Here is a 14743-nt window from a genome sequence, read left to right as displayed (position 1 = left end):
CTCAGTGCGGCCCCCGACGGCGCGGCTGTGGGGCTGACGGTGACCGCCCCGGTGGGCATGCAGACCGTCGTGCTCGACGGCGACGGCCCGCGCCGGCAGGCGGTCGAGGTGTCCGCCGAACGGTGGGGGCGCTATCCGCTGCGGGCCCGCGTCGACGTCGTCGCCCCCGGCGGTCTGACCGCGGCGACCGCCTCGGCGGAAATCGCCGACGTCTTCGTCTTCCCGGTGGTGCCGCCGCCGACGACGGCAATGCCGCGCACCGAGATGCTCGACCGCATCGGCACCCACCTGACCCGCCACGCCGGACCCGGCGTGGAGTACGCCGACATCCGCGCCTACGTGCCGGGCGACCAGTTGCGCACGGGCAACTGGTCGGTCAGCGCCCGCCGGGGCGTGCTGCACGTAACCCAGCGGCTGACCGACCGGTCCGTCGACGTGGTGGTGCTGGTGGACATGAGCGCCCAGCCCCCCGGCCCGGCGACGGCCGACACCCAGCGGGCCGTCGAGGGCGCTTTGCAGGTGGTGCAGTCGGCGCTGCGCAACGGCGACCGGGCCGGGGTGATTGGGCTCGGCGGCCGGCGGCCGCGGTGGCTGGGGCCCGACATCGGGCAGCGGCAGTTCTACCGGGTGCTCGATGCCGCACTCGGAGCCGGCAGCGGACACCACGACCTGACCGGCACCCTGGCGCCGCAGGCCGCGGTCCCGCCCGGCGCGGTGATCGTCGGGTTCTCCACCCTGCTCGACGCCGACTTCGGGCTGGCGCTGATGGACCTGTCCCACCGCGGGCACGTCGTCGTGGTCGTCGACGTGCTCAAGGGCTGCCCGCTCGGCGAGGACGAGGACCCGATCCTGGAGCGGATGTGGGCTTTGCAGCGCTCGGCGATGTACCGCGACATGCGCATGGTCGGCGTCGAGGTGGTGGCCTGGCCGGCCGAGGTGAACCTGGACGTGGCGATGCGCCTGCTGCCACGGGCCAGGGTCGGATCCGGCCGGCGGCGCCGGTGAACCCGCAACGCGCCGCCGCGGGCGGCCCGGCGGCCTTCTCCCCGGCGTTCGGCGCGCTGATGGTCGCCGCGGCCGCCCGACCCGGCGGCCCGTGGGCCCTGGCCGCGCTCGCCGTGGCGGCCGTGGCCGTGCCGGCCGGCGTCTTCGACCGCCGGGCGGCGACCGTCGCCGTGGTGGCCACCGTCGCCGCGATCGGGCTGGGCGACCCCGCGCCGGTGTTCGTCGCGGTGTCCGGGCTGTCGGCCGCCGCCTATCTGATGACCAGATACGCGGGCGGGGCGGTGACGCTGACCGTCCCGGCCGCGGCCGGCATGCTCGGGTTCGCCGTCGCCGGGCTCGCCGTCGCCGTCATCCCGGTGCGCCTGGCCTGGGCGCCGCTGATCGCCCCCGCGATCGTCGCCGCGATCCTGATCGCGGTGGTCGCCCCGCTGGTCGCCGAGGCCGTCTCCGGCCCCGCCGCCGACCGGCAGCCACCCGGTTAGGTACGAATAACGGATGTCCCGGCCCACCGTCCTGCTGCTGTCCACCTCGGACACCGACCTGATCACCGCCCGCGCCGGCGGTGCGGGGTTCCGCTGGGCCAACCCCGCCCGGCTGGCCGACGGGGAACTGGCCGGGCTGCTCGCCGGGGCCGCGGCGGTGGTGGTGCGCATCCTGGGCGGCTACCGGGCCTGGCCCGAGGGCATCGACGCGATCGCGACCAGCGGAGTGCCGATGGTGGTGGTCAGCGGGGAGCAGGCGCCGGACGCGGACCTGATGCTCCGCTCGACCGTGCCGGCCGGCATCGCCGTGCAGACCCACGCCTACCTGGCCCACGGCGGCGTGGAGAACCTGCGGCAGCTCCACGCGTTCCTCTGCGACACCGTGCTGATGACGGGGTACGGCTTCGCCCCGCCCGCCGGCACCCCGTCGTGGGGCGTGCTGCGGCAGCCGGGGCCCGGCGCCGGCCCGCTGATCGCGGTGCTGTACTACCGGGCCCAGCAGCTCGCCGGCAACACCGCCTATGTCGAGGCGCTGTGCGCGGCGGTCGAGCGGGCCGGCGGGCGTCCCCTGCCGGTGTACTGCGCCTCGCTGCGCAATCCGCCGGCCGACCTGCTGGACCTGCTGGCCGGGGCGGACGCCATGGTGGTGACCGTTCTGGCCGCCGGCGGCGCCACTCCGGCGGCTGCCGGAGCCGGTGGAGATGACGACGGCTGGGACGTCAAACACCTTGCCGCGCTGGATATCCCGATCCTGCAGGGACTGTGCCTGACCGGCTCCAGGGAGCGCTGGCTGACTTCCGACGACGGCCTGAGCCCACTGGACGTGGCGACGCAGGTGGCGGTGCCGGAGTTCGACGGCCGCATCATCACGGTCCCGTTCTCGTTCAAGGAGATCGACGCCGACGGCCTGATCTCCTACGTCCCCGATCCGGAGCGCTGCGCGCGGGTGGCCGGCCTGGCGGTCAGCCATGCCCGGCTGCGTTCGGTCGCCCCGGCCGACAAACGGCTGGCTCTGGTGTTCTCGGCCTACCCGACCAAGCATTCCCGGATCGGCAACGCCGTCGGCCTGGACACCCCGGCCAGTGCCATCGCATTGCTGCAGGCGTTGCGCGACAAGGGTTACCGCGTCGGCGAGGTGCCGGGTCTGGAGGCCTCGGATGGGGACGCCCTGATGCACGCCCTGATCGAACGCGGCGGCCAGGACCCGGACTGGCTCACCGACGGCCAGTTGGCCGGCAACCCGATCCGCATCCCGGCGGCGCGCTACCGGGAGTGGTTCGCCGCACTGCCCGCCGACCTCGCCGCCGCGATGGTGGGGCACTGGGGGCCGCCGCCGGGGGATTTGTTCGTCGACCGCAGCCGAGACCCGGACGGCGAAATCGTCGTCGCCGCCATGCAATCCGGCAACCTGGTGATCGTCGTGCAGCCGCCGCGCGGATTCGGCGAGAACCCGGTGGCCATCTACCACGACCCCGACCTGCCGCCCAGCCATCACTACCTGGCCACCTACCTGTGGCTGCGCCACGAGTTCGGCGCCCACGCGATGGTGCACCTCGGCAAGCACGGCAACCTGGAGTGGCTGCCCGGCAAGACGCTCGGCATGTCCGCGGATTGCGCCACCGACGCCGCGCTGGGCGACCTGCCGCTGATCTACCCGTTCCTGGTCAACGACCCCGGCGAAGGGACCCAGGCCAAGCGCCGGGCGCACGCCACGCTGGTCGACCACCTGATCCCGCCGATGGCGCGCGCCGAGTCCTACGGCGACATCGCCCGCCTCGAGCAGCTGCTCGACGAGCACGCGGGAGTCGCCGTGCTGGACCCGGGCAAGCTGCCGGCCATCCGCCAGCAGATCTGGACCCTGATGCGTGCCGCCAAGATGGACCACGACCTGGGGCTGGCCGAACGCCCCGCCGACGACCGCTTCGACGACATGCTGCTGGGTGTGGACGGCTGGCTGTGCGAGATCAAGGACGCCCAGATCCGCGACGGCCTGCACGTCCTCGGGGCCGCCCCGGCGGGGCAGTCGCAACTCGACCTGGTGCTGGCCATCCTGCGGGCCCGCCAGCTCTTCGCCGGCGATCGTCACCTGCCCGGCCTGCGACAGGCGCTGGGCCTGGCCGAGGACGGCAGCGACGACCGGGCCGACGTCGACGCCGCCGAGCAGCGGGCCCGCGAACTGCTGGCCGGGCTGCAGGCCGCCGGCTGGGATCCGGCGCGGGTCTCCGGGCTCACCGGCGATGCGGCGCTGGAGGCGATTCTGCGCTTCGCCGCCGAGGAGGTGGTGCCCCGACTGGCCGGCACCGCCCGCGAGATCGACCAGGTGCTCGCGGCGCTGGACGGCCGCTACATCCCCGCCGGTCCGTCCGGGTCGCCGCTGCGCGGGCTGGTCAACGTGCTGCCCACCGGTCGCAACTTCTACTCGGTGGACCCCAAGGCAATGCCGTCGCGGCTGGCGTGGGAAACCGGTGTGGCGATGGCGGATTCGCTGCTGGCGCGCTACCGCGCCGACTACGGCGACTGGCCCCGTTCGGTGGGCATCTCGGCCTGGGGGACCTCGGCGATGCGCACCTCCGGCGACGACATCGCCGAGATCCTCGCCCTGCTCGGGGTCCGGCCGGTGTGGGACGACGCCTCGCGGCGGGTGGTCGACCTCGCGGTGATTCCGCCGGCCGAACTCGGCCGGCCACGCGTCGACGTCACCGTCCGGATCTCAGGCTTCTTCCGGGATGCCTTCCCGCATGTGGTGACGATGCTCGACGACGCCGTCCGGCTGGTGGCCGCGCTCGACGAACCGGAGCATCTCAACTTCGTCCGGGCCCACGTGCAGGCCGACCTTGCCCGAAACGGCGATGAACGGCGCTGCACCACAAGAATTTTCGGATCGAAACCCGGGACCTACGGGGCCGGCCTGCTGCAGCTGATCGACAGCCGTAACTGGCGCGACGATGCCGACCTGGCCGAGGTCTACACCGCCTGGGGCGGCTTCGCCTACGGCCGGGGGCTGGACGGCCGGCCGGCCGGCGAGGACATGCGCGACCAGTACCGGCGGATCATGGTCGCCGCGAAGAACACCGACTGCCGCGAGCATGACATCGCGGACTCCGACGACTACTTCCAGTACCACGGCGGGATGGTGGCCACCGTCCGCGCGCTCACCGGCCGGGCGCCGGCGGCCTATATCGGCGACAACACCCGGCCGGACGCGGTGCGCACCCGCACGCTGAGCGAGGAGACCGCGCGGGTGTTCCGGTCCAGGGTGGTCAACCCGCGCTGGATGGCCGCGATGCGCCGGCACGGATACAAGGGCGCCTTCGAGATGGCCGCCACGGTGGACTACCTGTTCGGCTACGACGCCACCGCGGGCGTGGTCGCCGACTGGATGTATGAGGACCTCAGCGCCCAGTACCTGCTGGACCCGCAGAACCGAAAGTTCCTGGCGCAGTCCAATCCCTGGGCGCTGCACGGCATGGCGGAACGGCTGCTGGAGGCGGCCGGCCGCGGGATGTGGCAACAGCCCCGACCGGCGACGCTAGACGCGCTGCGCCGGGTGCTGCTGGAGGCCGAGGGAGATCTGGAGGCACGCTAGAGCGCCGGGCGGGGCGGCGCGCCGGCCGCGCCGCTGGGTACCTTGTCGGTATGAAGGCCACCTTCGACGACGTGTCCAAAGCCCAGTACGTGTTACTGACCACCTTCACCAAGGACGGCCGGCCCAAGCCGACGCCGATCTGGATCGCCCGTGACGGCGACCGCGCCCTGGTGATCACCGAGAAGAACTCCTGGAAGGTCAAGCGGATCCGCAACACCCCGCGGGTCACCCTGGCGGTCTGCGACATGCGCGGCAACGTCAAGGGCGAGGCCGTGGAAGCGGTCGCCACCGTCCTCGACGACTCGCAGACCGAAGCGGTCTATCAGGCCATCAACCGCCGCTACGGGATCGTCGGCAAGGTCTTCTCGCTGTTCTCCAAGCTGCGCGGGGGCGCCAAGCGCACCGTCGGGCTGGAACTGCGGGCGGCCTGAATCCGATACGTCTCCCGCCGAAAGTGCGCACAGATCGAGGGTTTCCCGGGAGGACCGGGTTCGAGTCGATCTGAGCGCACTCTCGGTGCGGTTGCGGTGGTCATGACGACAGGCCAGCGCCGCAGCGACACGACCGCGGATCTCACCGGTCACAAATCGGAAACCGCCCGCAGGAACCGGAACGGACTCAGCGGCTCCGTCGTTGTAACGGGCATGCAACCGCGACCTTTTCTTCGCTACGCCGGGATCTACGTCGCGGTCGAACTCGCCGCGCTGGCACTGCTGATCTGGGCAGCCGGCCTCGGCTGGGCGCTGGTGGTGCTGGCCGCGACCTTCCTGGGCGGCGTGCTGCTGGCGGCCTCCCAGGTCAAGAGCCAGGTCGCCGCCGTGCGCCGGCGCAATGCGCAGGGCGCGGTGGCCGACGGCATGCTGGTGGGCCTCGGCGCGGTCCTGGTCTTCCTGCCCGGGATCGTCAGCACCGCCGCCGGGGCACTGATGCTCGCCCCGCCCACCCGGGGCGCCATGCGGCCGCTGGCCGCGACCATGCTCACCCGCGGGGTCGCCCGCCGGGTCCGCGCGGCGGGCTTCGACCCCGCCTTCGCCCCGAACCCCGCCCGCCGGCCCGGACGCGGCGACTACATCGACGGCGAGGTTTTGGGGGAAGTCGTCGAAGAGCTGCCCGTCCGTCGCTGACGCGCCGGTGCCAGGGCACACTGACACCCCGTGACCACCGTCCTGATCAACGGGCGCATCCACAGCCCGTCGCACCCCGACGCCACCGCCATGGCGGTGCGCGACGGGGTGATCGCCTGGCTGGGCAGTGACGCGGTCGCCGGGGCGCAGTTCCCCGACGCCGAGACGGTCGACCTGGCCGGGGCGTTCGTCGCCCCGGCCTTCGTCGACAGCCACGTGCACCTGACCGCCACCGGGCTGCGGATCACCGGGCTGGACCTGAGTCCGGCCCGGGGACCCGACGACCTCCTGCGCCGGATCGCCGAGCACGCCGCCGCCCATCCCGGCCGGCCGGTATGGGGCCACGGCTGGGACGACACCCACTGGCCACGCACCCCGGACACGACCGAGGTCGACGCCGCCGTCGGCAACGCGCCGGCCTACCTGGCGCGCATCGACGTCCACTCGGCGCTGGCATCCAGCGCGCTTCGCGGGTCGGTGCCGGGGCTGGCCGGGGTTGCCGGATTCGACCCGCAGCGGCCGCTGACCGCCGAGGCGCACCATCTCGTGCGGGCCGAAGCCCGGCGCCTGCTGACCTGGCAGCAGGGCGACGACGCGCGCCGGGCGGCGCTGGCCGCCGCCGCGACGAATGGCATCGTGGCCGTGCACGAATGCGCCGGACCTGACATCGCAGGCCCGGAGGATTGGGCGGAACTGCGTGGCTCGTGCCACGGCGTCGAGATCGTCGGCTACTGGGGTGAGCCGGTCTCCACTGTCGCGCAGGCGCGTGCCCTCATCGATGCCACCGGCGCCCGGGGTCTTGGCGGTGATCTGTTCGTCGACGGCGCACTGGGCTCACGCACCGCCTGGCTGAGTGAGCCCTACTCCGACGCACCGGACTGCACCGGAACCCGCTACCTGGACGGCGGCGAGGTCACCGAGCACCTCAGCGTCTGCACCGAGGCCGGCATCACGGCCGGCTTCCACGTCATCGGCGACGCCGCCGTCACCGCCGTCGTCGACGCGCTCGAACGCGTCGTCGCCCGGTTCGGAGCGCCTGCGGTCGCCCGGTGCGGGCACCGGCTGGAGCACCTGGAGATGGTGTCGGCCGAGCAGGCGGCCAAGCTCGGTCAGTGGGGGATCACCGCCAGCATGCAGCCGAACTTCGACGCCCGCTGGGGCGGCGGCGAGGGCATGTACGCCCGCCGGCTCGGGGCCGCCCGCGCCGCCGGGCTCAACCCGTTCGCGCTGTTAGCATCGGCAGGCGTGCCCCTGGCATTCGGTTCGGATTCCCCGGTCACCGGCATGAATCCGTGGTCCTGGGTGCAGGCGGCCAGCCACCACCGAACGGGCGGCAGTTCGATCTCCATGCGCGCGGCGTTCGCCGCCGCCACCCGCGGGGGGTGGCGGGCCGGCGGGGTTCGCGACGGTCTGACCGGCACGCTGGTCCCGGGCGCCGCCGCCTCCTATGCGGTCTGGGAGACCGGCGAGCTGGATGTGAGCGTGCCCGCAGACGCCGTGCAGCGCTGGTCGACCGACCCCCGGTCGCGGATCCCCGCGCTGCCCCGGCTTGACCCCGGCGCCGCGCTGCCCACCTGCCGGCAGACCGTGCACCGGGGTGTCGCGCTGCATGGCTGAACGGATGTTCTCCCGGATCGTCCGGCTCGGCCTGAGCGTGCTGGCCGGCCTGCTGATGGTGGTCAGCTTCCCACCGTTCGGCTGGTGGTGGTCGGCGGTGCCGGCGCTGGCCCTGCTGACCTGGGTGCTGGCTCACCCCCGGACGACGTTGGCCGGCGGTTTCGGTTACGGACTGGTCTTCGGCACGGCCTTCTACCTTCCGCTGCTGCCGTGGATCAGCGGTCTGGTGGGCGTCGGGCCCTGGCTTGCGCTGTCGGCGATGGAGGCGCTGTTCCCGGCCGCCTTCGGCAGGTTCGCGGTCATGGTCGCCAGACTGCCCGGCTGGCCGTTGTGGCTCGCATGCGTGTGGTCGATGCAGGAGTGGCTGAAGTCGAGTATTCCCTTCGGTGGATTCCCGTGGGGGGTAACGGCTTTCGGGCAGACCAGTGGTCCGCTGCTGCCGTTGGCACAGTGGGGCGGCGCACCTCTGGTGTCGTTCGCCGTCGCCGTGCTGGGCACCTCGCTGTGCGCACTGGCGCTCGAGATCGGCCGTGCCCCGCGGCGCACCGGCACGCTGCTGACGGCCGGAGCCTGCATCGGCGCGGTCGTGCTCGCCGTCGTGGTCGTGACCCCGGCGGTGGGGCGCGCGGGACAGGACGGTGGCCGGGAGGTAACCGTCGCGGCGGTCCAAGGCAACGTGCCCAGGCTCGGGCTGGATTTCAACAGCCAGCGCCGGGCCGTGCTGGACAACCACGTCCGTCAGACGCTCCAGTTGGCCGCCGACGTCCAAGCCGGCCGCGCCGCGCGCCCGCAGTTCGTGGTCTGGCCGGAGAACTCCTCCGATATCGACCCGCTGGCCAACGCCGACGCCGCCGAGCAGATCGGCGCCGCCGCCCGGGGCATCGGGGCGCCGATCCTCGTCGGCGCCGTCGTCGACCGGCCCGAGGCGACACCGGACAACCCGGTGGCCTCCAACACCGTCATCGTGTGGGACCCGGCCACCGGACCGGGGGAGCGTCACGACAAGCAGATCGTCCAGCCGTTCGGGGAGTACCTGCCGTGGCGGGCCTTCTTCTCGCACCTGTCGTCCTACGCCGATCGGGCGGGCTACTTCGTCCCGGGCACCGGTAGCGGCGTCGTGTATCCGGCCGGCGTGCCGGTCGGGGTGGCGACCTGCTGGGAGGTGATCTTCGACCGCGCGCTGCGCCAGTCGGTGCGCAACGGCGCGCAGGTCCTGGTGGTGCCCAGCAACAACGCCACCTTCGACCAGGCGATGAGCGAACAGCAACTGGCCTTCGCCCGGCTGCGGGCCGTCGAGCACGACCGCTTCGTGATCGTCGCCGGGACGGTGGGTATCAGCGCGGTGATCGCCCCGGACGGCCAGGAGCTGGCCCGGACCGGCTTCTTCACGCCGGCCTATCTGGATGTCCCGGTGGGGCTGCGGACCGCGCTCACACCGGCCACCCGCTGGACCGTCGCGCTGCAGTGGCTGCTGGTTGCCGCCGCAGTGGCCGCGATCGGTGCGGCGATACTGCAGAATGGGGGTTTCGTGCGGCCGCTGCGCAGCCGGCGTGTGAACCCAGTCGAAGGAGTCGCATGAGCCCCTCCGGTAGCAGGTCGGCGAAAGCGCACGCCAGGAGTCAGACCGTGGCCGCCGGCGAGCCGCCGAGCCGGCGGACGCTGGTGATCATCCCCACCTATAACGAGCGGGAGAACCTCCCCCTGATCCTGGGCCGGGTCCGCAAGGCCCGCCCCGAAGCCCACGTGCTGGTCGTCGACGACGGCAGCCCGGACGGCACCGGGGAGTTGGCAGACCAGTACTCCGCGGCCGAGCCCGACCACGTGCACGTCATGCACCGCACCGCCAAGGACGGCCTGGGTGCGGCCTACCTGGCGGCGTTCGCCTGGGGCCTGGAACGCGGCTATGCGGTACTGGTGGAGATGGACGCCGACGGCAGCCACGCCCCCGAGCAGCTCTACCGGCTCCTCGATGCCATCGACCGCGGCGCGGACCTGGCGATCGGCTCCCGCTATGTCGACGGCGGCACGGTGCGCAACTGGCCGTGGCGGCGCTTGGCGCTGTCGCGCACCGCCAACACCTACGCCCGGGTGCTCCTGGGCGTCGACATCCACGACATCACCGCCGGCTATCGCGCCTACCGGCGCGAGGTGCTGGAGAAGCTGGACCTGGCTTCGGTCGAATCGAAGGGCTACTGCTTCCAGGTCGATCTGACCTGGCGTGCGATCACCAACGGCTTCACCGTCGTCGAGGTGCCGATCACCTTCACCGAGCGCGAACTCGGGGTGTCGAAGATGAGCGGGTCCAACATCCGCGAGGCGATGGTCAAGGTCGCCCAGTGGGGGATCGGCGGTCGGGCGAAGCGCCGGCGCGCGGCGCGCTGAAGAGCCTCGCCGGCGACGTCAGCCGCGGCGCTTGGTCTTGATCAGATCCAGACGCTCCTTGAGCAGCTCCTCGAGCTCCTCGACCGAGCGGCGCTCCAGCAGCATGTCCCAGTGCGTCCGCGGCGGCTTGACCTTCTTCGGCTCGGGCAGGTCGCCCTCGATCAGGGTGCCCTCAAGCCCGTTCTTGCACAGCCAGGTGCCCGGGATCTCGGCATCGTCGGCGAACGGGACTTCGAATTCCTCGCCGTTCTCGGTCCGGTACTTCGCCAGCTGCCGCGGCGCGAGGTCGTGGTTGCGGTCGGTCTCGTAGCTCACGGCGCCGAGCCGGCTGCCTCTGAGCACACGATCAGCCATGGGATTCTCCTTGCGTGATGTCGATGGAACGCGAGAAGACGGCCCGCGATTCCCGACGCTGCTCCCCATGGTACCGACCCGAGCCCGGTCTAGGCTCACCTCGTGACGCGTCGCACCCGACCCCAGCCGTGTCGGTGGTGCGGCCGGGAGGTGGCAGACGCCGGCCTGGGCCGGCGCCGGCAGTACTGCCGGCAGTCCTGCCGCCAGCGGGCCTACGAGCAGCGAGCGCAGGTCAAGGGCACCGCGGTGCCGGCCGATGCCGTGGTTTTGACCTCCGAGGAGGCCGCCGAGTTGTCCGACCGGGTGTACCAGGTGCGGTGCGCCGCCGAGGACGTGGCGACCGCAGTCGAGGAGGGCGCCCCGCAGGCCGAAGTGCGGCGGTTGTGCGAGGAGTTGCTCCGGGCGGCCAAGGCCGCCGATGGCTGGCGCTGAGCGGCGATCCCGACAACGAGACGGCCACCTGACTCGCGCGGGATGGGAGCGCGAAGTGTCGGTGACCGCTCCGCCCAAGAATGACCGACAGACCTGTGAAACAGGTGATGGACTGGCCGCAAGCAGGTAAGAAATCCCCGAAGACGCGCGCCGCTGTCCGCGCCGGCGGGCCGGGCCGGGTCTAGTATCCGGTGGACACATCCAGGAAAGGGACCCACCATGGCTGTTCTCGCGAAGGCTGTTCTGACCTCGTTCGCCTCGGCCGCCGTCGCGGTCGGTATGACGGCCTGTGGCAATTCGACAACATCCTCGCCGGCATCGTCGGCCTCCTCTGCTGCCTCCTCTGCGGCGTCCTCTGCGGCGTCGGCGGCGTCCTCGGCGGTGTCAGCCGCCGCCGAACCCGCGGAGGGCACCCTGGCCAGCGTCTGCAGCGAGATCGACGCGATCATGACCGGCAACCCGGACGCGAACCCGGGTGCCACGGCCAAGCTGCTCGAGGCGATCAAACCCAGGGTCACCACGCCGGACGCCGACCTCATCGAGAACGTGGCGGCCGCCTACACCGCCATTGCGGCCGACCCCAACGACACCGAGGCGCAAGGCAAGCTCTCGGCCTCGTCGTCCGCGCTCGGGGCGGGCTGCGCGTCGGCGACGGCGAAGCCCGGCGGGTCAGACATCGCCCGGTTAACGGTGCCCTCGGTGAGATTCGAACTCACACTGCACGGGTTTTGAATCCGTTTCCTCTGCCAGTTGGGATACGAGGGCAGGCCGTCCCACGATAGTTGATCGGCCACCGGCCCCGACTCGACGCCTGCGCGCGGGCGCGACACAATGACGGCCATGAGCGATCCCGAACTGCCGCCGGGCCGGCGGGTTCTGATCGCCGAGGACGAGGCGCTGATCCGGCTCGACCTCGCCGAGATGCTGCGCGAGGAGGGCTACCAGGTCGTCGGCGAGGCCGGCGACGGCCAGGAGGCCGTCGAGCTGGCCGAGAGCCTGAACCCGGATCTGGTCATCATGGACGTCAAGATGCCCCGCCGCGACGGCATCGACGCCGCCGCCGAGATCGCGGCCAAACGGATCGCCCCGGTCGTCGTGCTCACCGCGTTCAGTCAGCGCGACCTGGTGGAGAGGGCCCGCGACGCCGGGGCGATGGCTTACCTGGTCAAGCCCTTCTCGATCAGTGACCTGGTGCCGGCCATCGAGGTGGCGGTCAGCCGGTTCGCCGAGCTCACCCAGCTGGAGCGCGAGGTGGCGTCTCTTGGTGAGCGACTGGAGACCCGCAAGCTGGTCGAGCGGGCCAAAGGGCTGCTGCAGGCCGAGCACGGGATGAGCGAGCCCGAGGCGTTCGGCTGGATGCAGCGGGCGGCGATGGACCGGCGGACCTCGATGAGGCGGGTGGCCGAGGTGGTCCTGGAGACTTTGGGCGGGTCGGGACGAAAGCCGTCGTCGCACTAGGCGCGGCGTTTCGCCGGACGATGGCGCGCGTTCCGGCTCCCGGTTGGCTATGTTCTACCGGGGATGTTCTACCGAGAAGCTCTACCGAGCGTTCCGTGGGGACGCCTTCTGAATCCATCAACCCGGAGGTGAAACGTGCGCGGTCGGCCGACACGGAGTGCAGTCGCAGTGAGTTCAGCGGCCCTGGTGATGCTTGGCATCGCCGGCTGCACCCAGCCCGCACCGGGCGGCGAGTCGGCCAAGGGCGGAACGGCGTCGTCGGCGTCGTCGGATGCGGCCGCCGCGCCCGTCGACCTGAAGATCGTCGAGCAGGTCCAGATCGACCAGGACGGCAAGGAGGTCAAGCCGGAGGCCGGCGTCACCGCCGCCGACCCGGCCGGTGACGGCAAGGCCACCTGCGCCCCGGTCAAGCTGGCCATGGCCGGCGCGCTCAACGGCCCGGACGCCGCGCTGGGCATCAACATCAAGAACGGCGTCCAACTGGCCCTGGACAAGCACAACGCGGCCAACCCCGGCTGTCAGATCGAACTGCGCACCTTCGACACCGAGGGCGACCCGCAGAAAGCGACCGCGATCGCCCCGCAGATCGTCGACGACGCCTCGATCATCGGCCTGATCGGACCGGCGTTCTCCGGGGAGACCAAGGCCACCGGCGGGGTGTTCGACCAGGCCGGCCTGGTGTCGGCCACCGCCTCGGCCACCAACGTCACCCTGTCCGAACAGGGCTGGAAGACCTTCTTCCGGGGCCTGGCCAACGACGGCGTCCAGGGCCCGTCGGTCGCCAACTACATGAAGAACACCGTGGGAGACAAGAAGGTCTGCGTCGTCGACGACAGCACCGACTACGGCAGTGGGCTGGCCGAGGCTGTTCGGGACACCCTGGGCCCGCTGGCCGACTCCGCCTGCAACATCTCGGTCAAGAAGGGCGACAAGGACTTCTCCGCCGCGGTGACCCAGATCAAGGAGCAGTCGCCGGACTCGGTGTACTACAGCGGCGACTACTCCGAAGCCGCACCCTTCGTCCAGCAACTGCGCGACGCGGGCTTCACCGGGACGTTCGTCAGCGCCGATGGCACCAAGGACCCGGAGTTCGTCAAGCAGGCCGGCAACGCGTCCAAGGACGCGCTGCTGTCCTGCCCGTGCGGACCGGCGTCGGCGGCTTTCTCCGACGAGTACACCAAGAAGTTCAACCAGGCCCCGGGCACCTACAGCACAGAGGGATATGACCTCGGCACCATCCTGGCCAAGGGCATCGACTCCGGCGCTACAACTCGCGAGGCGCTGCTGAACTTCGTGCGGACCTACGACGGGCAGGGCGTTGCCCGCAAGTACCAGTGGAACGAGCAGGGGGAACTGACCACGACCCTGATCTGGATGTACAAGGTCCAGTAGTTCGCCCCTCGGGGTTGCCGGTGGGAACGACGCGAGGAGTCGAATGATCGGCCAGGCTCTCGCTTCGCAGAACTGGCTGGCCGGCGACATCAGCTTCAACATCGAGAACCTGCGGGAAGGGTTCTGGCAGCTCACCGTCGACGGCTTGGCCTGGGGGGCGATCTACGCGCTCGTCGCCGTCGGCTACACCCTGGTTTTCGGGGTGCTGCGGCTGATCAACTTCGCGCACTCGGAAATCTTCATGCTCGGAATGTTCGGGGCGTACTTCTGCCTCGACATGATCCTCGGCTTCACACCCAGCGGCAACGCCTACAACCTCGGCGTCGCGATGACCGTCGTGTTCCTGGGGATCGCGATGCTGTTCGCGATGGCAGTCTCCGGGGCGGCGGCGGTCGGCTTGGAAGCCGTGGCCTACCGGCCGCTGCGGCGCCGCGGCGCGCGCCCGTTGACCTTTCTGATCACCGCCATCGGCATGTCGTTCGTGCTGCAGGAGTTCGTCCACTTCATCCTGCCGACGATCCTGCCCGGCTACGGCGGCAGTAACGCCCAGCAGCCGATTATCCTGGTGCAGCCGAGGGTGCAGTTCGAGATTTTCGGCGCCAGCGTCACCAACGTCACCCTGGTCATCGTCTCCGCCGCGCTGGCGTTGGCGGTCCTGACCGATGTGGTGATCAACCGCACCCGGTTCGGCCGGGGCATCCGCGCGGTCGCCCAAGACCCGGACACCGCCACGCTGATGGGCGTTTCGCGGAAGCGGATCATCGCCCGGACCTTCCTGATCGGCGGCATACTCGCCGGCGCCGCCGCCTTGCTCTACACGTTGCGGGTGCCCCAGGGCATCATCTATTCGGGGGGATTCCTGCTCGGAATCAAAGCCTTCTCGGCCGCCGTGCTCGGGGGGATCGGAAACC

The 14743-nt window shown here is 71.4% G+C and carries 13 protein-coding genes and 1 tRNA gene; 12 read left to right on the top strand and 2 right to left on the bottom strand.

Features of this window, described 5'->3' with window-relative positions:
- The 8 genes from ACKOQ4_RS11900 to ACKOQ4_RS11865 form a co-directional block, all read left to right on the top strand.
- Positions 1–1005: DUF58 domain-containing protein (locus ACKOQ4_RS11900; protein ID WP_526292049.1), on the top strand; the 1005-nt coding region annotated here is incomplete at its 5' end.
- A complete protein-coding gene (locus ACKOQ4_RS11895; protein ID WP_526292047.1) occupies positions 1002–1487 on the top strand; it encodes a hypothetical protein in 486 nt (161 codons plus the stop codon). The genes ACKOQ4_RS11900 and ACKOQ4_RS11895, both read left to right, overlap by 4 nt.
- A gap of 13 nt (positions 1488–1500) precedes the next feature.
- Complete coding sequence (cobN, locus tag ACKOQ4_RS11890) at positions 1501–5073, top strand: cobaltochelatase subunit CobN (RefSeq protein WP_526292045.1); 3573 nt, start codon at positions 1501–1503, stop codon at positions 5071–5073.
- A gap of 50 nt (positions 5074–5123) precedes the next feature.
- The gene (locus tag ACKOQ4_RS11885; protein WP_526292043.1) at positions 5124–5504 is read left to right on the top strand and encodes a PPOX class F420-dependent oxidoreductase; all 381 of its coding nucleotides are present in this window, start codon (positions 5124–5126) and stop codon (positions 5502–5504) included.
- A gap of 213 nt (positions 5505–5717) precedes the next feature.
- Positions 5718–6197, top strand: coding sequence for an FxsA family protein (locus tag ACKOQ4_RS11880; protein WP_526292041.1), 480 nt, complete (start codon positions 5718–5720; stop codon positions 6195–6197).
- Between the two features lie 90 nt (positions 6198–6287).
- Positions 6288–7814: an amidohydrolase gene (locus ACKOQ4_RS11875; protein ID WP_526292051.1), complete on the top strand. Its 1527-nt coding sequence runs from the start codon at positions 6288–6290 to the stop codon at positions 7812–7814.
- Positions 7807–9393: an apolipoprotein N-acyltransferase gene (gene lnt / locus ACKOQ4_RS11870; RefSeq protein WP_526292039.1), complete on the top strand. Its 1587-nt coding sequence runs from the start codon at positions 7807–7809 to the stop codon at positions 9391–9393. Before ACKOQ4_RS11875 ends, lnt begins: the two co-directional genes overlap by 8 nt.
- Positions 9390–10196 (top strand): polyprenol monophosphomannose synthase, encoded by an 807-nt coding sequence (locus tag ACKOQ4_RS11865; RefSeq protein WP_526292037.1) that lies wholly within the window; start codon positions 9390–9392, stop codon positions 10194–10196. Before lnt ends, ACKOQ4_RS11865 begins: the two co-directional genes overlap by 4 nt.
- Before the next feature lie 18 nt (positions 10197–10214).
- On the opposite strand, the gene ACKOQ4_RS11860 is transcribed toward ACKOQ4_RS11865, so the two are convergent.
- Positions 10215–10550: an RNA polymerase-binding protein RbpA gene (locus tag ACKOQ4_RS11860; protein WP_526292035.1), complete on the bottom strand. Its 336-nt coding sequence runs from the start codon at positions 10548–10550 to the stop codon at positions 10215–10217.
- Between the two features lie 102 nt (positions 10551–10652).
- On the opposite strand from ACKOQ4_RS11860, the gene ACKOQ4_RS11855 reads away from it, so the two are divergent.
- Entirely contained in the window at positions 10653–10982 is a 330-nt protein-coding gene (locus ACKOQ4_RS11855; RefSeq protein ID WP_526292033.1) for a hypothetical protein, read from the top strand.
- 691 nt (positions 10983–11673) lie between these two features.
- Here ACKOQ4_RS11855 and ACKOQ4_RS11850 read toward each other — a convergent pair.
- Positions 11674–11747: transfer RNA gene (locus ACKOQ4_RS11850), tRNA-Leu, on the bottom strand.
- Between the two features lie 66 nt (positions 11748–11813).
- Between ACKOQ4_RS11850 and ACKOQ4_RS11845 the strand changes: the two genes are divergently transcribed.
- From ACKOQ4_RS11845 to ACKOQ4_RS11835, 3 genes are all read left to right on the top strand, one after another.
- Positions 11814–12440, top strand: coding sequence for a two-component system response regulator PdtaR (locus ACKOQ4_RS11845; RefSeq protein WP_526292031.1), 627 nt, complete (start codon positions 11814–11816; stop codon positions 12438–12440).
- Positions 12441–12575: 135 nt separating this feature from the next.
- Entirely contained in the window at positions 12576–13832 is a 1257-nt protein-coding gene (locus ACKOQ4_RS11840; RefSeq protein ID WP_526292029.1) for a branched-chain amino acid ABC transporter substrate-binding protein, read from the top strand.
- Between the two features lie 43 nt (positions 13833–13875).
- Positions 13876–14743, top strand: an 868-nt coding sequence (locus ACKOQ4_RS11835) for a branched-chain amino acid ABC transporter permease (protein ID WP_526292027.1), incomplete at its 3' end; no start/stop codon positions are given.

The sequence above is a fragment of the Mycobacterium sp. genome, assembly GCF_046095365.1.
Lineage (GTDB): Bacteria > Actinomycetota > Actinomycetes > Mycobacteriales > Mycobacteriaceae > Mycobacterium.
Note: the sequence above shows the minus strand (reverse complement) of the source record. Positions and strands in the feature narration are given on the sequence as shown.

What these genes read in the sequence shown, in the direction of transcription:
- cobN (WP_526292045.1), top strand. Translation starts at nt 1,501, where the DNA reads ATGTCCCGGCCCACCGTCCTGCTGCTGTCCACCTCGGACACCGACCTG.
- ACKOQ4_RS11885 (WP_526292043.1), top strand. Translation starts at nt 5,124, where the DNA reads ATGAAGGCCACCTTCGACGACGTGTCCAAAGCCCAGTACGTGTTACTG.
- ACKOQ4_RS11880 (WP_526292041.1), top strand. Translation starts at nt 5,718, where the DNA reads ATGCAACCGCGACCTTTTCTTCGCTACGCCGGGATCTACGTCGCGGTC.
- ACKOQ4_RS11875 (WP_526292051.1), top strand. Translation starts at nt 6,288, where the DNA reads ATGGCGGTGCGCGACGGGGTGATCGCCTGGCTGGGCAGTGACGCGGTC.
- lnt (WP_526292039.1), top strand. Translation starts at nt 7,807, where the DNA reads ATGGCTGAACGGATGTTCTCCCGGATCGTCCGGCTCGGCCTGAGCGTG.
- ACKOQ4_RS11865 (WP_526292037.1), top strand. Translation starts at nt 9,390, where the DNA reads ATGAGCCCCTCCGGTAGCAGGTCGGCGAAAGCGCACGCCAGGAGTCAG.
- ACKOQ4_RS11860 (WP_526292035.1), bottom strand. Translation starts at nt 10,550, where the DNA reads ATGGCTGATCGTGTGCTCAGAGGCAGCCGGCTCGGCGCCGTGAGCTAC.
- ACKOQ4_RS11845 (WP_526292031.1), top strand. Translation starts at nt 11,814, where the DNA reads ATGACGGCCATGAGCGATCCCGAACTGCCGCCGGGCCGGCGGGTTCTG.